The sequence below is a fragment of the Micromonospora sicca genome (assembly GCF_003172935.1).
GTDB classification, from domain to species: domain Bacteria; phylum Actinomycetota; class Actinomycetes; order Mycobacteriales; family Micromonosporaceae; genus Micromonospora; species Micromonospora sicca.
Genome location: NZ_QGKS01000298.1, coordinates 1 through 20,067 on the forward strand (window position 1 = coordinate 1; position 20,067 = coordinate 20,067).

14 protein-coding genes are annotated in these 20,067 nt (G+C 73.5%); 10 read left to right on the top strand and 4 right to left on the bottom strand.

The genetic code is table 11. The features are described from left to right. Nucleotides 1–73 precede the first annotated feature (73 nt). The 3 genes from DKT69_RS40675 (at nt 74) to DKT69_RS24990 (ending at nt 6,509) form a co-directional block, all read left to right on the top strand. The gene (locus tag DKT69_RS40675) at nt 74–2,224 is read left to right on the top strand and encodes a YhgE/Pip domain-containing protein (RefSeq protein ID WP_109803946.1); all 2,151 of its coding nucleotides are present in this window, start codon (nt 74–76) and stop codon (nt 2,222–2,224) included. Nucleotides 2,225–2,313: 89 nt separating this feature from the next. After that, on the top strand, nt 2,314–2,907 hold the full coding sequence (locus DKT69_RS24985) for a TetR/AcrR family transcriptional regulator (RefSeq protein WP_109803947.1): 594 nt from the start codon (nt 2,314–2,316) through the stop codon (nt 2,905–2,907). Between the two features lie 101 nt (nt 2,908–3,008). Continuing rightward, complete coding sequence (locus tag DKT69_RS24990) at nt 3,009–6,509, top strand: ABC transporter ATP-binding protein/permease (RefSeq protein WP_109803948.1); 3,501 nt, start codon at nt 3,009–3,011, stop codon at nt 6,507–6,509. A 91-nt stretch (nt 6,510–6,600) separates the two neighbouring features. On the opposite strand, the gene DKT69_RS24995 is transcribed toward DKT69_RS24990, so the two are convergent. The 4 genes from DKT69_RS24995 to DKT69_RS25010 form a co-directional block, all read right to left on the bottom strand. Next, nucleotides 6,601–7,668 (bottom strand): NADH:flavin oxidoreductase/NADH oxidase, encoded by a 1,068-nt coding sequence (locus DKT69_RS24995; RefSeq protein ID WP_109803949.1) that lies wholly within the window; start codon nt 7,666–7,668, stop codon nt 6,601–6,603. Nucleotides 7,669–7,729: 61 nt separating this feature from the next. Beyond that, on the bottom strand, nt 7,730–9,019 hold the full coding sequence (locus DKT69_RS25000) for a dicarboxylate/amino acid:cation symporter (protein WP_201749844.1): 1,290 nt from the start codon (nt 9,017–9,019) through the stop codon (nt 7,730–7,732). 237 nt (nt 9,020–9,256) lie between these two features. Continuing rightward, on the bottom strand, nt 9,257–9,880 hold the full coding sequence (locus tag DKT69_RS25005) for a DUF998 domain-containing protein (RefSeq protein WP_109803951.1): 624 nt from the start codon (nt 9,878–9,880) through the stop codon (nt 9,257–9,259). Then, a complete protein-coding gene (locus DKT69_RS25010) occupies nt 9,873–10,838 on the bottom strand; it encodes a glutathione S-transferase family protein (RefSeq protein WP_109803952.1) in 966 nt (321 codons plus the stop codon). Before DKT69_RS25010 ends, DKT69_RS25005 begins: the two co-directional genes overlap by 8 nt. Before the next feature lie 109 nt (nt 10,839–10,947). Here DKT69_RS25010 and pcaF point away from each other — a divergent pair, with 109 nt between their 5' ends. From pcaF to DKT69_RS25045, 7 genes are all read left to right on the top strand, one after another. Then, nucleotides 10,948–12,153, top strand: coding sequence for a 3-oxoadipyl-CoA thiolase (pcaF, locus tag DKT69_RS25015; protein WP_109803953.1), 1,206 nt, complete (start codon nt 10,948–10,950; stop codon nt 12,151–12,153). Nucleotides 12,154–12,347: 194 nt separating this feature from the next. Further along, entirely contained in the window at nt 12,348–13,166 is an 819-nt protein-coding gene (locus tag DKT69_RS25020) for an SAM-dependent methyltransferase (RefSeq protein WP_109803959.1), read from the top strand. 6 nt (nt 13,167–13,172) lie between these two features. After that, nucleotides 13,173–15,338, top strand: a complete 2,166-nt coding sequence (locus DKT69_RS25025) for a putative bifunctional diguanylate cyclase/phosphodiesterase (RefSeq protein WP_109803954.1) — start codon at nt 13,173–13,175, stop codon at nt 15,336–15,338. A gap of 55 nt (nt 15,339–15,393) precedes the next feature. Continuing rightward, nucleotides 15,394–15,894 (top strand): DUF456 domain-containing protein, encoded by a 501-nt coding sequence (locus tag DKT69_RS25030; protein ID WP_109803955.1) that lies wholly within the window; start codon nt 15,394–15,396, stop codon nt 15,892–15,894. 38 nt (nt 15,895–15,932) lie between these two features. Then, entirely contained in the window at nt 15,933–16,514 is a 582-nt protein-coding gene (locus DKT69_RS25035; protein ID WP_109803956.1) for a hypothetical protein, read from the top strand. A 285-nt stretch (nt 16,515–16,799) separates the two neighbouring features. Beyond that, nucleotides 16,800–18,392, top strand: a complete 1,593-nt coding sequence (locus DKT69_RS25040) for an amino acid permease (protein ID WP_109803957.1) — start codon at nt 16,800–16,802, stop codon at nt 18,390–18,392. Nucleotides 18,393–18,591: 199 nt separating this feature from the next. Further along, on the top strand, nt 18,592–19,956 hold the full coding sequence (locus DKT69_RS25045) for a glutamine synthetase family protein (protein ID WP_109803958.1): 1,365 nt from the start codon (nt 18,592–18,594) through the stop codon (nt 19,954–19,956). Nucleotides 19,957–20,067: the final 111 nt, after the last annotated feature.

The window sequence follows — 20,067 nt, forward strand, 5'->3', positions numbered from 1 at the left end:
CCTCGGGGGTCTGGTCCTGGGCCCCCCTCGTCGCTCCCCGGGCGGCCCAGGACCAGACCCCCGAGGTGACCGCATGAGTGTCGTTCGTCTCGCGCTCTTCGAGCTGCGCCGGATGACCCGGGGCCGGCTGCCGCGCGCCGCGCTCGCCGTCCTCACCGTCATCCCGCTGCTCTACGGCGCCCTCTACCTCTACGCCTTCTGGGACCCGTACGGGAACCTGGACCGCATCCCGGTCGCCCTGGTCAACGCCGACCGGCCGGCCAAGGCCGTCGACGGCACCGAGGTGCACGCCGGCCGGGACCTGACCGACGAACTGCTCGATCGCAAGGTCTTCGGCTGGACCGTCACCGACTCCGACGACGCCGCCGCCGGCCTGCGCAGCGGCCGCTACCACCTGGTCTTCGCCATCCCGGCGGACTTCTCCGCCACCCTGGCGGCCAGCCCAGAGCCGGACCGGCCGGCCCGCCGGGGCGAGCTGAAGGTGGTCAACGACGACGCCACCAACTACCTGTCCGGGCTGCTCGCCCGCTCCGCGTTCAGCGAGATCCGGGCCGCCGCCGCGGAGAGCACCGCCGCCTCGTACTTCGACAAGATGCTGATCGGGTTCACCGACGCCAAGGCGGAGACCGGCCGCGCCGCCGACGGCGCCGGGAAGATCCACGACGGGCTCGGCGCCTCCGAGGACGGCGCCGGGAAGATCGCCGACGGGCTGGGCACTGCCGAAGACGGCGCCGGGCAGCTCGCGAGCGGGCTCGACAGGTCCGTGCAGGGCGCGGACAAGCTGGCCAGCGGCCTCGACCAGCTCTACACCGGCGCGGCGCAGATCGCCGACGGCACCAACCGCGCGGCGACCGAGACCCGCGCGGCCGCCGCCCGGGTGGACGCGGCCGCCGACAAGTACGAGCCGCTGCTGCGCAAGAACGCCGCGAACATCCAGCGCGCCGCCACCGGAGTCGCCGAGGGCGCGCAGGCGCTCGCCGACGGCATCGACGCCCTGCCGGCGAAAGCGGACCAGGTGGTGACCCGGGCGGAGCAGGTCCGCGACCGGCTGGACGCGCTGGTCCAGGCCCACCCCGAGCTGGCCGACGATCCGAACCTCGTCGCCGCCCGGCAGGCCGCCGACAAGGCCGTCACCGCCGCCAAGGCGATGGCCGCCGCCCTCGACAAGACCGACCTGGCGGCGCTGCGGAAGCAGATGACCGAGGTCGCCGCCACCGCCCGCGAGGTCGCCGCCGCCGCGCCGCACCTCGCCGACGACGTGGCCGCCGCCCGCGCCAAGGTCGACCAGCTCGCCGACGGGCTCACCACCCTCGCCGACGGCAGCGCCAAGCTGCGCGACGGACTGGGCGGGGCGGCGAACGGCGCGGACCAGCTCCGCGGCGGGCTGTACCGGCTCGCCACCGGCGCCCGCCAGCTCGACGGCGGGCTGGCCCAGCTCAGCAGCGGCAGCGACCGGCTCGCGGACGGGCTGACCAAGCTGGAGGGCGGCGCCGGTGACCTCGCCGACGGGCTGGCCGCCGGGGAGAAGAAGCTGCCCGGGTACCACGACGCGGACAGCCGCTCCGACGTGCTCGGCGACCCGGTCGGGCTGATCCGGAAGTCGCACAATCCGGCCGGCTCGTACGGCGTGGGTTTCGCCCCGTACTTCCTCGCCCTGGCGCTCTGGGTCGGCGCGATGATCACGTACATGCTGCTCCGGCCCGTCAACCGGCGGCACGTGATGTCCGGCGCGCCCGGCTGGCGGGTCGCGCTCGCCGGCTGGCTGCCCGCCGCGGCGGTCGGGCTGGCCCAGGCCGGGGTGCTCTTCGCCGTGGTCACCCTGGTGCTCGGCCTCGACCCGGTGCACGGGGCGGCCACCCTCGGCCTGCTGGCGCTGACCTCACTCGCCTTCACCGCGATCATGCAGCTGCTCGGCGCGGCGCTCGGCCCGGCCGGCCGGCTCGCCGCGCTGGCCCTGCTGATGCTCCAGCTCACCTCGTCCGGCGGCACCTACCCGGTGCAGACCTCGCCCGGGTTCTTCCAGGCGATCCACCCCTGGCTGCCGATGACCTACGTGGTGGCCGGGCTCCGGCACACCATCAACGGCGGGCCCGCCGGGCCGGTGCTCACCGGGGCGGCCGTGCTCGTCGCGTTCGGGGTGGGCGCCCTCGCGCTCACCGTCGGCGCGACGCGCCGGTCCCGCCGGCTCACCCCGGCCAAGCTGCACCCCGAACTGACCATGTGAGGATGCTGATGGGCCGGACGGCGGTGACCCGGGGCTCCGGCACGGGCCGGCCCACCGGCGCGGGCCGGGGTGGTCGACGGGGAGGGCGAGTGGCGGACGGACGGTCGCGGCGGCGGGAGGACACCCGTCAGCGCCTCTTCGTGGCGGCGGTGGAGCTCATCGCCGAGCAGGGCTTCTCGGCCACCACCGTGGACGACATCGCGGCCCGGGCCGGGGTGGCGAAGGGGACCGTTTACTACAACTTCGAGTCCAAGACGGTGCTCTTCGAGGAGCTGCTGCGGCACGGCATCGGGCTGCTCACCGCCGAATTCCGGGCGGCGGTCGCCGGGCTGCCGCCCCGCGAGGCGCTCGCCGCCCTGGTCCGTGCCGAGCTGGAGTACATCCGCCGGTACCGGGCGTTCGCCCAGCTCCTGCTCTCGGAGATGTGGCGGACCAACCGGGAGTGGCAGCAGACCCTGCGGCTGCTGCGCGGCGAGGCCATCGAGGTGATCGCCGAGACCGTCCGGGCCGGGGTGGCCAGCGGCGACCTCCCCGCCGACCTGGACGTACGCATGGCCAGCTCGGCGCTGTTCGGCGTCGGGCTGGTGGTGGCCGTGGACTGGCTGGTGTTCCAGCCGGAACGGCCGATCGAGGAGGTGCAGGAGGCGCTGCTCGGCATCGTCCGCCGGGTCGCCCAGACCTGAGCCGGGGACGTCTGCCGCCGGCGTAAATGCGTTGAGCGGTCGCGGCCGGACGACGAGGCTGGGGTCACCGCCCCGCCCACCCGAGTCCGGAGGACCGTCTCATGCGCCTGCTCCGTGATCTCTGGGCCACCGCACCGCACCGAATGGCGGTCGTCGTCCTGCTGATCCTGCTCGGTGCCGGCGGCCAGGCCGCCGCCTCGGCGCTGGCCGGGCCGGTGCTGGTGCACCGCTCGGCCGGCTGGTTCGCGGCCCTGGCCGTGGCGCTGGTCGCCGCCGTGCTCACCGACCTCGCCATCGGACTGCTGATGGCCGGGCTGACCGCCGACTGGTCCGCCGACGTCCGCCGCCGGCTCTGCCGGGTGGCGCTCGGGCAGGACCTGCCGACCCTGGAGGCCACCCCCGTCGGCGAGCTGCTCGACCGGATCGACAACGACGTCTACCAGGTCGCCGCCGAGATGCGGAACACCGGCGTCCGGCTCGTCCAGGGCCTCGCCGTGTGCCTGCTCGCCACCGCGAGCGCGCTGATCGTCTGGCGGCCGGCGGGCGTCGGGATGGTCGTGCTGACCGCCCTGCTCGGCGTGCTGCTGCGCCGCCCCACCGGGCGGATCGCCCCGGCCCGGATGGCCGAGGAGGAGGCCTGGTCGGACCTCGCCGCGGTGATGGAGGAGGCGGTGCACGGCCAGGACGACGTCCGGACCAGCCTGGCCCGCCCGTACGTGCTGCGCCTCTACGCCCGGCGGGCCGCCGAGGTGATCGCCCGGGGCGGCCGGGTGTTCCGGCTGTCCGCCCGGGTCACCGCCCTCGCCGCCGGCGCCGTCCGGATCGGCATCGCCGCGGTGGTCCTCTCCGGCGCCTGGGCGCTGGCCACCGAGCGGATCGACGGCGCCCGGCTCACCGCGATCTGGCTGCTCGCCCTCGCGTTCGGCGCGACCGTCGAGCACATCGCCCGCTGGGTGCCGCACCTCCAGCAGGCGCTCGGCGCCTGGGCCCGGGTGCAACTGCTCGCCGGCGCACGGCAGGAACCCGTCGGCGGGACCACCCCGGCCGACGGTGACCTGACCGTGCGCGGGCTCACCTTCCGCTACCCGTCCGGCGGGGACGAGCGGGGGCCGGCGCTGCGCGACATCCGGCTCACCTTCGCCCGCGGCCGGTCGTACGCCCTGGTCGGGCGGACCGGATCGGGCAAGTCCACGCTGGCCAAGGTGCTCACCCGGGCGGTGGACGTGCCGCGCGGCACGGTTTTCCTCGGCGACACCGACCTGGTGGACCTGGACGTCGAGGCGCTGCGCCGGTGGATCGCGGTGGTGCCCCAGCGCACCGAGATCCTGGCCGGCACCCTCGCCGAGAACGTCGCCCTCTTCGACCCCGACCTGCTCGACGACGCCGCCCGGGCGCTGGCGGAGCTGGGGCTGGCCGGCTGGATCGCCGAACTCCCCGACGGCGTGGACACGAAGCTCGGCGAGGGCGGGCACGTGCTCTCCGCCGGGCAGGAGCAGCTCGTGGCGTTCGCCCGGATCCTGGTCCGCGACCCGCACGTGGTGATCCTCGACGAGGCCACCGCCCGGCTCGACCCGGTCACCGAGACCCGGGTCCGGCAGGCCACCGAACGGCTGCTCGCCGACCGGATCGGCATCCTCATCGCGCATCGGCTCTCCTCGGTGCGCCGCTGCGACGAGGTGGTGGTGATGGCCGACGGCGCGGTGCTGGAGGCGGGCCCGCTGCGCGAGTCGGAACGCTTTGCCGAGCTGCTGGCGACCAGCCACGCCAGCGCGTACGCCGCGACCGGGGTCGGGCGCGGCGGGGTGGACCTGCTGCCCGGGCCCGACGAGCCGTGGGACGACGGCGAGCCGGCGGCCGCGCCGGTCAAGGCCGTCCGGCCGGCCCAGGTGGTCGTACCGAGGAGGGACCCGCCGCCGCTGCCCCCGGCGCCGCCCGCGCGGACCATGCGGGAGATCCTGCGGCTGGGCACCAACGACCCGCGGTACGGCCTGGTCTCCGTCAGCCTGTTCGTGGTGATGACCCTGCTCGGCCTGGACGGTTCGGTGCTGCCGTGGCTCTGGGCGGACGTGGTCGGCGGCGGCGACCCCTGGCTGCCGGCGCTGGGCATCGTGGCCGCGCTGCTGGTCGTCCTGCCGCTGCCGTACCTGACCAACCTGTGGTTCCCGCAGTGGTGGATCCGGCAGTTGCTGCGGATCAGCCTGCGGCTGGTGCACGGGCAGACGGGGGCGCGCCGGGTCAGCGGGCACACCCCGGCCGAGGTGGTCGCCCAGGGCGGCGACACCGACCGGGTGGTGCAGCTCGCCGACAACCTGATGGACCAGTTCATCTCGGTGGCGATCGTGGTGACCATGACCGTGGTGACCGGCAGCCTCGTGCCGGCGCTCTTCTTCGTCGGGACGATGGTGGTCTCCGGGCTGGCGGCGACGCTGTTCGGGCCGCGGCTGGAACGCACCGCCGGGGGCACCGTGAAGGCCCGGGCTGCGTTCGCGACCGCCCTGGTCTCCTCGCTGTCCGCGGCCCGTACGGTGAAGCTCGCCGGCGCCACCCGCCCGGTGCTGGACCACCTCGCGACGCTGGACACGGTCCGCAGCGACCGGCAGCGCCGGGAGATCTCCATGCAGGTGTGGGCGCGGTCCACCCCGTCGGTGGTCAGCGGCCTGCTGCCGATCGGCGCCTGGGCGCTCTACCTGGCCGGCGGGCTCTCCGCCGGCGCGACCCTGGTGGCGGTCTCCACCCTTGGGGCGGCCCGCTGGTTCGCCTGGACCACCGCGTCGCTGGTCTCGCACTACCCGTCGGCGCGGGTGTGGACCCGCCGGACCGTGGCGATGGCCGGAATCGGGGAGTACTCCGCGGCGGTGCCGGGGGTCGACCTCGCCGCGGGCACCGCGCCCGCGCCCGAGCCGCCGCCGCGGCACCCGCTGCGCCGGCTCGACCTCACCGGCTTCGGGGCGCTGCACTCCGACGGCACCCTCGCCGTCCGGGACGTCGACCTGACCGTCGAACGGGGGCAGCTGGTGCTGGTGGTGGGCCCGGTCGGCTCCGGCAAGTCCTCGCTGCTGCGGGCCCTCGCCGGCATCGTGCACCACACCGGCACGCTGCGCTGGAATGACGATCCGGTCACCGAGCCGGAGCTGTTCCTCCGCCCGGGCCAGGTCGGGTACGTCAGTCAGCTGCCCCGGGTGCTCTCCGGCACGGTGGCCGACAACATCGCCCTGGGCCACGACGTGGACGCCGCCGACGCGGTGTCGACGGCGCAGCTGGCGCACGACCTGGCCGCGGCCGGTGGCGGGCTCGGGCTGCTGATCGGGCACAAGGGCACCCGGCTGTCCGGCGGTCAGCTCCAGCGGCTGGCGCTGGCCCGGGCGCTCGCGCCGCGTACCGAGCTGCTGATCGCCGACGACGTGTCGTCCGCGCTGGACGTCACCACCGAGCTGGCGCTCTGGGCGGCGCTGCGCGACCGCGGGGTGACCGTGGTCGGCTCGACGTCCAAGCGGGCCGCCCTGGTCCGCGCCGACCACGTCGTGGTCCTGATCGACGGCGGGGTCGCCGCCCAGGGCCCCTGGCGGAACCTGGAACCCCACTGGTCCCACCTGGCCGGCTGACCGGCTGGCCGGCATCGTCGATCATGAGGTTAGCGGGGACGCCTGCCCGCTTTGTCCCCGCCAACCTCATGATCAACAGCGATCGGGGGGGTCAGAAGGCGCGGGTGTACTGGTTCGGCCAGTGGGGTTCGGCGGTGAGCTTGGCGGCGGCGCGGCGGGGCCAGTAGGGGTCGCGGAGGAGTTCGCGGCCCAGCAGGACCAGGTCGGCCTCGCCGGCGGCGACGATCTGCTCGGCCTGCTCCGGCTCGACGATCAGGCCGACCGCGCCGGTGAGCACGCCCGCGTCGCGGCGGATCCGGGCGGCGAGCGGCACCTGGTAGCCGGGGCCGACCGGGATGCTCGCGCTGGCCGAGGCGCCGCCGGAGGAGGCGTCCACCAGGTCCACCCCGGCGGCGGCCAGCTCGCCGGCGAGCACGACGCTGTCCTCGACGGTCCAGCCGCCGGAGACCCAGTCGGTGGCCGAGATCCGGGTCAGCACCGGCACCGACTCGCCGACCGCGGCGCGTACCGCCCGGGCCACCTCCAGGGTGAGCCGCATCCGAGCGGTGCGGTCCCCGCCGTAGCCGTCCGTACGGTGGTTGGTCAGCGGGGAGAGGAACTCGTGCAGCAGGTAGCCGTGCGCGGCGTGGATCTCCACCGCGGCGAAGCCGGCGTCCAGCGCCCGGCCGGCGGCGGTGGCGAACGCGGCCACCACGCCGGCGATCCCGGCCTCGTCCAGGGCGGTCGGCCACCGGTAGTCGGGCAGGAACGGCTCGGTGCCCGGGCCGACCGGGGTCCAGCCGCCCTCGGCGTCCGGCACGCCGCCGCGCCGCTCGGCCCACGGCCGGTGCGTGGCGGCCTTGAACCCGGCGTGCGCGAGCTGCACGGCCGGCACCGCGCCCTGCGCGGCGACGAACGCGGTGATCGGGCGCCAGGCGTCGACGTGCGCGTCGGACCAGAGGCCGACGTCCTGCGGGCTGATCCGGCCCTCGGGGACGACCGCGGTGGCCTCGGTGACGATCAGGCCGGCGCCGCCGACGGCCCGGGAGCCGAGGTGGACCCGGTGCCAGTCCGTCGGCAGTCCGTCCGGGCCGGCGCTGTACTGGCACATCGGGGCCATCGCGACCCGGTTGGGCAGGGTGACGCCGCGCAGGGCGAGCGGGGTGAACAGGGCACTCATGCGGTGATCCTCTCGAAGCACGAAAAAGGGAGGGCCCGGGGGCCCTCCCTTTTCAGGTTGCTCAGGCCGGGACGGGAGCCAGCCGGTCGGCGGGCCGCGTCTCGTCGGCGTCGACCAGCTCGCGCTTGCCGGCGGACTCGTACGCGGCCCGGTCGAGGGTGCCCTCGCGGGCGGCCACGATGGTCGGTACGAGCGCCTGACCGGCCACGTTGGTGGCGGTGCGGATCATGTCCAGGATCGGGTCGATCGCCAGCAGCAGACCGGCGCCGGCCAGCGGCAGGCCCAGCGTGCTCAGGGTCAGGGTGAGCATCACGATCGCGCCGGTCAGGCCGGCGGTGGCGGCCGAGCCGACCACCGAGACGAAGGCGATCAGCAGGTAGTCGGTCACGCCCAGGTCCACCCCGAAGACCTGCGCCACGAAGATCGCGGCCAGGGCCGGGTAGATCGCCGCGCAGCCGTCCATCTTCGTGGTGGCGCCGAACGGCACCGCGAAGGAGGCGTACTCGCGGGGTACGCCGAGCCGCTCGACGGAGCGCTGGGTCACCGGCATGGTGCCCACCGAGGAGCGGGAGACGAAGGCCAGCTCGATGGCCGGCCAGGCGCCGGCGAAGAAGCGCAGCGGGTTGAGCCGGCCGGCGACGACGAGCAGCACCGGGTAGACCACGAAGAGCACGATCGCGCAGCCGACGTAGACGGCGGTGGTGAACTTCGCGAGCGGGGCGACCAGGTCCCAGCCGTACGCGGCGACGGCGTGGCCGATCAGGCCGAGGGTGCCGATCGGGGCGAGCCGGATCACCCACCAGAGCGCCTTCTGCACGATGCTCAGCACGGAGCGGTTGAACTCGACGAACGGCTCGGCGGCCTGGCCGACCAGCAGCGCGGCGGCGCCGACCACCAGGGCGAGGAAGACGATCTGGAGCACGTTGCCCTCGACGAACGCGCCGACCGGGTTGGTGGGCACGATGCCGGTGAGGAAGTCGGTCCACGAGCCGGTCTTCTTCGGCGCGGCGGCGCCGGCGACGTCCAGGGTGACCCCCTTGCCGGGGTCGGTGAGCAGGCCGAGGCCGATGCCGATGCTCACCGCGATCAGCGCGGTGATGCCGAACCAGAGCAGGGTCTTCAGGGCCAGCCGGGCGGCGTTGGCCACGCCGCGCAGGCTGACCACGCTGACCACGATGGCGGTGAAGACCAGCGGCGGGACGGCCAGCTTGAGCAGCTGGACGAAGAGGCCGCCGACGGTGTCGAGGGTGCCGGCCAGCCAGGTCAGGTCGTTGGCGCGGGCGAGGAAGCCCAGCGCCACGCCGAGCACGAGGCCGAGCAGGATCTGCACGGAAAAGGGGATCTTGCGCAAGGCGGAAGCCATGAGGATGTGTCCAAGGTCTGAAGGGTCGGTCGGGGCAGCGTCAGGAACGAGGCTGCGCCGGACAGACGCCGCTGGCCTGCAGTCGGAGGTCGACATACAGGCGCACGGTGAGGTGCCAGACGTTGGTCATCGCCTGCCGACGCTACTCCCGGGCGACATCCAGGTGGAAGGAGCGATCACCGTGATGCTCCTTACGTCGGCGGTTCACATCCGGTGAACCGTTCGTCACGATCGTCGCCCGGCCAGGCCGAGTGCGCCGGCGGTGGCCAGTCCCCAGCCGACCGCCACCGTCAACAGCAGCCGTTCCAGCAGCCCGACCAGGCCGCCGCGCCCCACGGTCAGCATGATCAGGGCGATCGCCGCCGACAGCGGCAGGGCCAGCGCCGCACCGACGGCGGCGATCCGGCGCACCGCCGGCCCGGCGGCGGGGGAGCGGAGCAGGGCCAGCATCGCGAAGACCACCGAGGCCGTCGCCGCGATGCTCGCGCCGCCGTGCACCAGGTCGGCCACGGTGGGCCTCTCGAACGGCGGCAGCGGGCAGCCCGCGCTGCACGTCACCGCGCCGGACAGCAGCGTGAGGACGCCGCCGGTCGCGAGCAGCGCCCCGGCCACCCGCAGCGCCGGGGGCAGCGCCACCGAGAGCAGCAGCAGCGCCCCGGCCAGGGCGAAGACCCCGATCCGGTACGCCGCGGCGTACCGGCTGTCGGTGACGCCGGCCTCGCTGACGTACCCCGTGGGGCCCGGACCGGGACCGGCGACCACGGCGACCGTCACCGCCACCGCGCCCGCCAGGGCGCAGCCGGCGGCGGCCGACGCGGCGACGACCCGGCCGAGGCGCGGATCAGCCACGCCCGTGCGGCGTGGCCCAGCCGGAGAGGTCCGGGCCGAGCGGCACGATCCCGGTCGGATTGATCTCCCGGTGCGTGGCGTAGTAGTGGCGCTTGATGTGGTCGAAGTCGACCGTGTCCCCGAAGCCGGGCGTCTGGAACAGGTCCCGGGCGTACGCCCAGAGCACCGGCATCTCGGTCAGCTTCTGCCGGTTGCACTTGAAGTGCCCGTGGTACGCCACGTCGAAGCGGACCAGCGTGGTGAACAGCCGCACGTCCGCCTCGGTGATCGTGTCGCCCATCAGGTACCGGCGGCCGGCCAGCCGCTCCGACAGCGCGTCCAGCCGAGCGAACAGCGCGCGGTACGCCTCGTCGTACGCCTCCTGGGAGGTGGCGAAGCCGCACCGGTAGACCCCGTTGTTGACGTCCCGGTGGATCTCCGCCATCAGCGCGTCCATCTCCGGGCGCAGCTCGACCGGGTACAGGTCCGGCGCGTCCGGCTTGTGGAACCGCCGCCATTCGGTGGAGAAGTCCAGGGTGAGCTGCGGGTAGTCATTGGTGACCACCCGCCCGGTGAGCGTGTCGACCAGCGCCGGCACGGTCACCCGGCCGGTGTAGTCCGGGTCGGTGGCCAGGTACGCCTCGGAGAGGTAGCCGATGCCGAGCACCGGGTCGAAGCCGTCCGGGTCCAGCGCGAACCGCCAGCCCCGCTCGTCCCGGATCGGGTCGACCGTGCCCAGCGAGATCACGTCGTCCAGGCCGAGCAGGCCGCGCACGATCCGGGCCCGGTGCGCCCACGGGCAGGCCCGGCACCAGATCAGCCGGTACCGGCCGGCCTCCAGCGGCCACCGGTCCTGGTCGTCCGGGCCGCCGCCGGGCGGGGACGTCGAGTGCGGGGTGACCCGACCGGTGAACCGGTTGGGCTGGCGGACGAACTCGCCGGTGCCGGTGGTCTCTGCGCTGAACTGGGCCCGGGTCATGCCGCCAACCTATCCGTTTCCGGCCTGGATATTCTGGCGGCCGGGCGTCCCCGTGACCCGGCGGACGCCGCCGCCTCCAGCCCCTTCCCACCCCCGAAGGACAGCGCCGATGACCGTGGCATACCTCGTGGCCGGAGTCCGCACCCCGATCGGCCGGTACGCCGGCGCCCTCGCCGGGGTACGCCCCGACGACCTCGCCGCGCACGTGATCCGCGAGCTGGTCGCCCGGCACCCGTCGGTGGACTGGGCCCGCACCGACGACGTGCTCCTCGGCTGCGCCAACCAGGCCGGCGAGGACAACCGCAACGTGGCCCGGATGGCGGCGCTGCTCGGCGGGCTGCCCGAGGAGGTTCCCGGCAGCACGGTCAACCGGCTCTGCGGCTCCGGCCTGGACGCCCTGGCCACCGCCGCCCGCTCCATCGTGGCCGGCGAGGCCGACCTGGTGATCGCCGGCGGGGTGGAGAGCATGAGCCGGGCCCCCTTCGTCATGCCGAAGGCGACCACGCCGTTCTCCCGCGCCGCCGAGGTGTACGACACCACCATCGGCTGGCGGCTGGTCAACCCGCTGATGAAGCAGCGGTGGGGGATCGACTCGATGCCGGAGACCGCGGAGAACGTCGCCGCCGAGCACGGCGTCGACCGGACCGCCCAGGACGAGTTCGCGTACCGCTCCCAGCAGCGGGCCGCCAAGGCGCAGGCCGACGGCCGGTTCGCCGAGGAGATCGTGCCGGTGACCGTGCCGGCCGGCCGCCGCGAGACCAAGCTGGTCGAGGTCGACGAGCACCCGCGGGAGACCTCGCTGCAGAAGCTCGCGGCGCTGCCCACCCCGTTCCGCGAGGGCGGCACGGTCACCGCCGGCAACTCCTCCGGGGTCAACGACGGCGCGGTCGCCCTGCTGGTCGCCTCCGAGGCCGCCATCACCCGGTACGGCCTCACCCCGCTCGCCCGGATCAGCGGCGCGGCGGCAGCCGGCGTACCGCCGCGGATCATGGGGATGGGTCCGGTGCCGGCCACCCGCAAGCTGCTCGACCGCCTCGGTCTGGGGCTCGACGCCGTGGACGTGATCGAGCTGAACGAGGCGTTCGCCGCCCAGTCCGTCGCGGTGCTGCGGGAGCTGGGCCTGCCCGAGGACGCCGAGCACGTCAACCCGAACGGCGGTGCGATCGCCCTCGGTCACCCCCTCGGGGCCAGCGGCGCCCGGCTGGCGCTCACCGCCGCGCTGGAGCTGCGCCGCCGGGGCGCCCGGCGGGCCCTCGCGACCATGTGCGTCGGCGTGGGGCAGGGCATCTCCCTGCTGCTGGAGTCCGCCGCCTGACGACGGGCCGGTCCGTCGCCCCGGCCGGCGGCGGGCCGCCCGTGCCGAAAAGTCGATCTCCCGTCGCTTGGCGGACGCGCCTAGAGTGGTCAGCACCACACGATCCGCGGGTCGGCCGGTGTCGCTTCCGCGTGCCCCCGCGCGCCCGGACACCGCTGCCCACCCGCGCCGCGGCGACGAACTGGGGCGACGTGATGCAGATGCCGGACGGACTTCCCGCCGAGATCGACCTGACCCGGCCGAGCGCGGCCCGGGTGTACGACTACTTCCTCGGTGGCGCGCACAACTTCGAGATCGACCGCCAGCTCGCCGAGCAGATCGCGAGCATGACCCCGAACCTGGCCGCGACCATGCGCTCGGGCCGGGACTTCCTGCGCCGGGCCGTCCGCGTGCTGCTCGACGCCGGCATCGACCAGTTCCTCGACATCGGCTCCGGCATCCCGACCGTCGGCAACGTGCACGAGGTGGCCCAGGCGGCGAACCCGAAGGCCCGGATCGTCTACGTCGACATCGACCCGGTCGCCGTGGCGCACAGCCGGGAGCTGCTCGCCGGCAACGACCTCACCGCCGTCCTCCACGCCGACCTGCGCGAGCCGGAGCGGATCCTCGCCGAGGCCCGGGAGTCGGGCCTGATCGACTTCGACCGGCCGGTCGGCATCCTGCTCGCCGGGGTGGTCCACTTCGTCCCGAACGCCGACCGCCCCGGCGACCTCCTGGCCACCCTGCGGGCCGCCGCCGCGCCCGGCAGCTACCTGGTCGTCTCGCACTCCACCTTCGAGGACCAGCCGCAGGAGATGCTCGACGCGCAGCGACTGTCGGCGCGTACCGACACCGAGATCACGCTGCGGTCGCGCGCGGAGATCAGCTCCTTCTTCGGCGACTGGACGATCCTCGAACCGGGCGTGGTGCACATGCCGCTCTGGCGCCCGGACTCGCCGTCTGACGTGGACGAACACCCCGAGCGGTTCGGGGCCTTCGGCGGCGTCGCCCGGCACGACCAGCCCGCCGGCTGAGCCGACATGCAGGCCGCGCCGGTGTCCGGCGGGGAGGACTTCAGCCCGCCGGGCGCCCGGGCGTACGCCGCCGAGTGGGCTCGGGCGGTCCGCCGGCTCGGTTTCGTGCCGCTGAGCGCGGTCGAGACCGAGCGGCTGCTGCTCGTGCACACCGCACGGCTGGCCCAGGCCCTCCTCGCCCCGACGTTCTCCGCGCAGGCGGCGGAGCACGTCGGGCGGGCGCTGGTGGAGGCCCATCTCACCGAGCCCGGCGTGCTCGACTGGTCGGTACGCGCGCTCGGCGACCACTTCCTGGCCCGGGTGCTGCCCGGCCGGACGGAGTGGCCCGAGGCGCGGGAGCGGGTGACGGCGTCGCAGGGCGCGCTCTCCGCCGGCTTCGCCCGCGCGCTGCGCGACCGCACCTTCAGCCAGCAGGAGCGGATCGCCCGCTCGGCCTGGCAGGCCCGGGACGCGGTCGAGCAGGCGCTGCGGGACAGTGAGGCCCGGTTCCGGGCGGTGTTCACCGGCGCGGCGATCGGGATCGGCATCGCCGGCGTCGATGGCCGGGTCATCGAGGTCAACCAGTCCTTCGCCGACATGCTCGGCTACACGGTCGACGAGCTGCGCGCGATCAACGTCGCCTCGCTCTTCTACGCCGACGACGCGGCCGGCATGTGGGAGCTGTACCAGGAGCTGATCGAGGGTAAGCACGACAGCGTTCGGGTGGAGAAGCGCTACCTCCGCAAGGACGGCACGATCGTCTGGACCGACCTCGCCGTCTCGCTGATCCGGTACGACGACGGCCGTCCCCGGTTCACCGTCGCGATGATCGAGGACATCACCGAGCGGTACGAGCTCCAACAGCGGCTGCGCTTCCAGGCGCTGCACGACCCACTCACCGGTCTGCCCAACCGGACGCTGTTCTTCGAGACGCTGGGCCGGGTCTTCGAGAGCGCAGCCGAGGAGCAGCGGGTCGGCATCTGCTTCCTCGACCTGGACGGCTTCAAGGCGATCAACGACAGCCTCGGCCACGACCTCGGCGACCTGCTGCTGATCGTGATCAGCCGGCGGCTCGCCGACTGCGTCGCCGGCCGCGGCCACCTGGTCGCCCGGATGGGCGGCGACGAGTTCGTCATCCTGGTCGACTCCGGCGGCGGCCTTGACGACGCGGTGGAGGTGGCCGAGTTGGCGCTGGCCGCGGTCTCCGCCCCGGTGCACGTCGGCGACCAGCAGCTCGCCGTCTCGGCGAGCATCGGCATCGTGGAGTGCCCGGCTGCGGAGACCAGCGTCTCCGAGCTGATGAAGGCCGCCGACACCACCCTGTACTGGGCGAAGGCGGAGGGGCGGGGCCGGTGGGCGGTCTACGACCCGGAGCGCAGCGCCGCCGACATCGCCCGCTCGGCGCTGGCCGCCGGCCTGCCGGCCGCGCTGGACCGGGGCGAGTTCGTGCTGCACTACCAGCCCATCGTGTCGCTGCTGGACGGCACGATGCTCGCGGTGGAGGCGCTGGTCCGCTGGCAGCACCCGGAGCTGGGGTTGATCGGGCCGGACCGGTTCATCGGGCTGGCCGAGGAGACCGGGCTGATCGTCCGGCTCGGCGCCTGGGTGCTCCGGCAGGCGTGCCGGGACGCCGAGGGCTGGCGGCGGGCGTACCCGGACGCGGGGCTGGTGGTCAGCGTCAACCTGGCCGCCCGGCAGGCCGACGACCCGGCGATCGTGGACACGGTGGCCGAGGCGCTGACCAGGACCGGGCTCCCGGCGGAACTGCTGCAACTGGAGCTGACCGAGAGTGCGGTGATGGGCACCGCCGGGGAGCCGCTGCGGTCGCTGCACGAGCTGGCCGGGCTCGGCGTCCGGCTGGCCATCGACGACTTCGGCACCGGGTACTCGAACCTGGCGTACCTGCGCCGGTTGCCGATCCACTGCCTGAAGCTGGCGGGACCCTTCGTCGAGGGGATCCGGGCCGACGGGGCGGACGTCGCGGCCGACCACCGGGACGAGCGGATCGTCGACGCGTTGGTGCGGCTGGCGCACGCGCTGGAGCTCTGGGTCACCGCCGAGGCGGTGGAAACCGAGGTGCAGGCCGAGCGGCTGCGGGCGCTGCGCTGCGACACCGGGCAGGGACGCTGGTTCGGCGCACCCGTCCCGGCGGACCGGATCCGCGCCCGGCTCGCGGGAGAGGAGAGGCCGTGAGCGCGAGGAGTGAGCCGGTTTTGCGAGCCCCGCAGTCGCGAACTGAGGAGACGCCTTGAGTCTCACCGACACGCAGGCCGTGGTCTCGGTGGTGGCCGCGCTGGCCATCCTGGCCGGGCTGGCCGGGGTGGTGGTGCCCGGGCTGCCGGCGTTGCCGCTGTGCTGGGGCGGGGTGCTGGTCTGGGCGCTCTTCGGCGGTGCCGGCCCCGGCCGTTGGGCGGTGCTCGCCGCCGCCACGGTGGTCGCCGCCGGCGGCACGGTGGTGAAGTACCTCTGGCCCGGGCGGAACCTGAAGAGGACCGGCGTGCCCACGTCGTCCCTGCTGGCTGGGGGCCTGCTCGGGCTGGTCGGTTTCTTCGTGATCCCGGTGGTCGGCCTGGTGATCGGCTTCGTGGCCGGGGTGTGGGGCGCGGAACGGCTGCGGCTGGGCAGCAACCAGCTCGCCTGGCCGGCCACCGTGCAGGCGCTCAAGGCGGCCGGTCTGTCCATGCTGGTGGAGTTCCTCGCCGGCGTGGTGATCGCCGCCCTCTGGGTGGCCGGGCTGCTGCTCACCTGACCTCGGGAGGTAGCGGGTCGATGGCTTCGAGGTTCCGGATGGGCAGCCGCCTCCAGGAGCTCAGCGGCGAGACGACGCTCTGGATCGTCGCCGTGAATCTGGACGTCCTGTCGGGCTACACCCTCTGGGGTGGCGATGACCCAGATCGATTCCTGACGGTGGAGGATCGGCTGGTCCTGGCTCCAGACGTGGAAGCGCTGATCTCACACCTCCCCAGGTCCGGCCGTCACTCGTTCTCGGGCGACGCCCGCTACGGCAAATTCCGGCAGGAGGTGACCAGCGCCTACTCGCCCGGGGCGGCGGATGGCGACGAGAGCGGTCGCTACGACTTCTCCGGAACTCTGGAGGCACTCCGCGACCGCGACGTTCTCTACGCGCCACACTCCGGGATGGCGGCGGACTGCCTGGGAGCCGCGCTCGATCTCGGCCTCCAGTTCGGCGCCGAGTCGGTGGGCTACCAGCTGGCCCGGCACGGTCCACTGGATCGGCTGTACCGAGCGATATGGAAGGAGATCGACGAGTCGGAGCTCGACTACCTGGAGTGCGAGGCGGCGCTCGTCCGACTGATCGAGTGGATGGAGGGCCTGGCGTGGGCCTGGCCTGCCCGCACCTGGACGTGATGGTGCGGCGGCGCGGGGTGCCCGGAAGGTACGACGGATCGCCGTACGAGTGAGAGAGAGGTTGGCACCCCGCGCCGTCGCGGACCGGGCGTTGCCGAGCGCCCGGCGGTGGCCCGTCGCGATCGGGCCTGGTCACGGGTCAAGGATGCGGCCGGGAGGGCCGGCCCGGCAACGGAATTAGCCGCCGCGGCGGTGAGATTCCCACGGCCGCCTTATTGACCCCCTTGATCGACGGGACCACACTTTGCCCACTCGTACCGGGGAACCACCTCGAGGAGGTGTGCAGTGGCCACGACGCCCGCGCCGACCGCCGAGCAACCGATGGACGACGACGCCCGACGGCTCGCCGAACTCGGCTACAAACAGGAGCTGCACCGCAAGTGGAGTGGCTTCTCCAACTTCGCCATCTCGTTCTCCATCATCTCGATCCTGGCCGGCTGCTTCACCACGTTCGGGCAGGCGTGGAACAACGGCGGGCCGGTCGCCATCTCCTGGGGCTGGCCGCTGATCTCGCTGTTCATCCTGATCATCGGCTTCTGCATGGCCGAGTTGGTGTCCGCGTACCCGACCGCGGGCGGGATCTACTGGTGGGCGGCGACGATGGGCCGCCCGGTGCACGGCTGGTTCACCGGCTGGCTCAACCTGATCGGGCTGGTCGCGGTCACCGCGTCGGTGGACTACGGCTGCGCCACGTTCCTCAACCTCACCCTCTCCGCGCTCTTCGACGGGTGGGCGGGGACGCTGCATCAGACGTTCGGGCTGTTCGTGGTGATCCTGGCCCTGCACGGGCTGATCAACATCTTCGGCCACCGCATCATCGACGTACTGCAGAACGTCTCGGTCTGGTGGCACGTGGCCGGCGCGGCCGCGGTGGTGGCCATCCTGCTCCTCGTCCCCGACGACCACCAGAGCTTCCGGTTCGTCTTCACCGAGCGGTTCAACAACTCCGGCTTCGGCGACGGCGACACCGGTGGGCTGACCTTCTGGTTCTACGTGCTGCCGCTGGGCTTCCTGCTCACCCAGTACACGATCACCGGCTTCGACGCCTGCGCGCACGTCTCCGAGGAGACCCGCGACGCCTCGCAGGCTGCCGCCAAGGGGCTCTGGCGGTCGATCTTCTACTCGGCGGTCGGCGGGTGGATCCTGCTGCTGGCCTTCCTCTTCGCCGCCACCGACGTGGACGCGATCAACTCCGCCGGCGGATTCTCCGGGGCCATCTTCGAGACCGCGCTGACCCCGTTCTTCTTCAAGGCGGTCATCATCATCTCCACCATCGGGCAGTTCTTCTGCGGGATGAGCTGCGTGACCTCGATGTCCCGGATGGCGTACGCGTTCAGCCGGGACCGCGCGGTGCCGGGTTGGCGGCTCTGGTCCCGAGTGGATCGCAACGGCACCCCGGTCAACGCGATCATCGCGGCGACCGTGGCCGGCCTGCTGCTCACCCTGCCCGCCCTGTACAAGAACTCGGCCGGCATCCCGGTGGCCTTCTACGCGGTGGTCTCGGTCGCGGTGATCGGGCTGTACCTGTCGTTCCTGATCCCGATCTTCCTGCGGCTGCGGATGGGCAACCGGTTCGTCCCCGGCCCGTGGACGCTCGGCCCGAAGTACAAGCTGCTCGGCTGGATCGCGGTGATCGAGATCGCGGTCATCTCGATCTACTTCGTGCTGCCGATCGTCCCCGCCGGGGTGCCGGGCAACGCGGACTTCAGCTGGTCGGCGGTGAACTACGCGCCCATCGCGGTGGGCGGGTTGCTGCTGCTGGTCGCCGTCTGGTGGTACGCCTCGGCCCGGAAGTGGTTCACCGGCCCCCGCCGTACCGTCGACCTCCCGGCACCGCGCCCGGCCCCCGACGGCGCCCGGGCCGACGAGCCGGCCTGACGGACGCCGGACGCGCGGTTGCGTGGGGGCGTTATGCGCCCGGCACGGTTGCGGTACGCCGGTGGTGAAGCGGAGGACGTGGTCGTCGTCCGCCGCCGGCGTGCCGCGACCGTCGCGGCTCCCCGTTTGCGGTGGACCGGGTCGGGGGCATTGACGGTGATCCGGTTTGTCAGTAGACCTTGGTGATGGAGGCTCGCCCATGAGGAAAGCACCGCTCTCGCTGGAAGAACTGCGGGTCGCCATCCGGGGCGGCGAGATCGACACGGTGGTGCTGGCCCTGACCGACATGCAGGGCCGGTTGCAGGGCAAGCGGTTCCACGCCCCGTACTTCCTCGACGAGGTGGTCTCCCACGGCAGCGAGGGCTGCAACTACCTGCTCGCGGTGGACGTCGACATGAACACCGTCGACGGGTACGCGATGTCGTCCTGGGAGCGTGGCTACGGCGACTTCGCGATGAAGCCGGACCTCACCACCCTGCGCCGGGTGCCCTGGCAGCCGGGCACCGCCATGCTCCTGGCCGACCTCGAGTGGCTGGACCGCTCCGGCCCGGTGGTCGCCTCGCCCCGGCAGATCCTGCGCCGGCAGCTGGACCGGCTGGCCGCCCACGGGCTGACCGCGTACGCCGGCACCGAGCTGGAGTTCGTGCTCTTCCGCGACTCGTACGAGGAGGCGTGGCGGCGCGGCTACCGCGACCTCACCCCGGCCAACCAGTACAACGTGGACTACTCGCTGCTCGGCACCGCCCGGGTGGAGCCGCTGCTGCGGCGCATCCGCACCGAGATGGCCGGCGCCGGGCTGACCCCGGAGAGCGCCAAGGGCGAGTGCAACCTCGGCCAGCACGAGATCGCCTTCCGGTACGACGAGGCGGTGGCCTGCGCCGACCACCACGTCATCTACAAGAACGGGGCGAAGGAGATCGCCGCCCAGGAGGGCATGTCGATCACGTTCATGGCCAAGCCGAACGCCCGCGAGGGCAACTCCTGCCACATCCACTTCTCGTTGCGGGACCGGGACGGCCGCTCGGCGATGCTGGGCGACGGGCCGGCGCACCTGAGCGTGACCGGGCAGCGGGTGCTCGCCGGGCTGCTCGACAGCATGCGGGAGCTGAGCCTCTTCTTCGCCCCGAACGTCAACTCGTACAAGCGCTACCAGCCCGGCTCGTTCGCCCCGACCGCGCTGCGCTGGGGCACCGACAACCGCACCTGCGCGCTGCGGCTGGTCGGGCACGGGCAGGGCATGCGGGTGGAGAACCGGGCGCCCGGCGCGGACGTCAACCCGTACCTGGCGATCGCCGCCCTGGTCGCCGGCGCGGTGCACGGCATCGAGCGGGAGCTGGAGTTGGGCGAGGAGTGCACCGGCAACGCCTACGACGACCCGGCCGCCGACCGCGTCCCCGCCTCCCTCCGCGACGCTCTCACCCTCTGGCAGTCCTCCACCATTGCGAAGGACGCCTTCGGCGCCGAGGTGGTCGCCCACTACGCCAACCACGCGAAGGTCGAGCTCGCCGCCTTCGACGCCGCCGTCACCGACTGGGAACTGACCCGTGGCTTCGAACGCCTCTGACGCCGCCCCCGACCTCCCCGCGATCTTGCACTTGGGGTCCTTGGTTTGTGGTGGTGAGCGGCATTTGTCGGGGCGGCAACTGCAAGATCGCGGGGGAGAGGGGATGGTGGG

Coding starts and splice junctions, on each gene's coding strand:
- DKT69_RS25045 (WP_109803958.1), top strand. CDS start 18,592: ATGAGGAAAGCACCGCTCTCGCTGGAAGAACTGCGGGTCGCCATCCGG.
- DKT69_RS25035 (WP_109803956.1), top strand. CDS start 15,933: ATGGGCAGCCGCCTCCAGGAGCTCAGCGGCGAGACGACGCTCTGGATC.
- DKT69_RS25025 (WP_109803954.1), top strand. CDS start 13,173: ATGCAGGCCGCGCCGGTGTCCGGCGGGGAGGACTTCAGCCCGCCGGGC.
- DKT69_RS25020 (WP_109803959.1), top strand. CDS start 12,348: ATGCAGATGCCGGACGGACTTCCCGCCGAGATCGACCTGACCCGGCCG.
- DKT69_RS24995 (WP_109803949.1), bottom strand. CDS start 7,668: ATGAGTGCCCTGTTCACCCCGCTCGCCCTGCGCGGCGTCACCCTGCCC.
- DKT69_RS40675 (WP_109803946.1), top strand. CDS start 74: ATGAGTGTCGTTCGTCTCGCGCTCTTCGAGCTGCGCCGGATGACCCGG.
- DKT69_RS25010 (WP_109803952.1), bottom strand. CDS start 10,838: ATGACCCGGGCCCAGTTCAGCGCAGAGACCACCGGCACCGGCGAGTTC.
- DKT69_RS24990 (WP_109803948.1), top strand. CDS start 3,009: ATGCGCCTGCTCCGTGATCTCTGGGCCACCGCACCGCACCGAATGGCG.
- pcaF (WP_109803953.1), top strand. CDS start 10,948: ATGACCGTGGCATACCTCGTGGCCGGAGTCCGCACCCCGATCGGCCGG.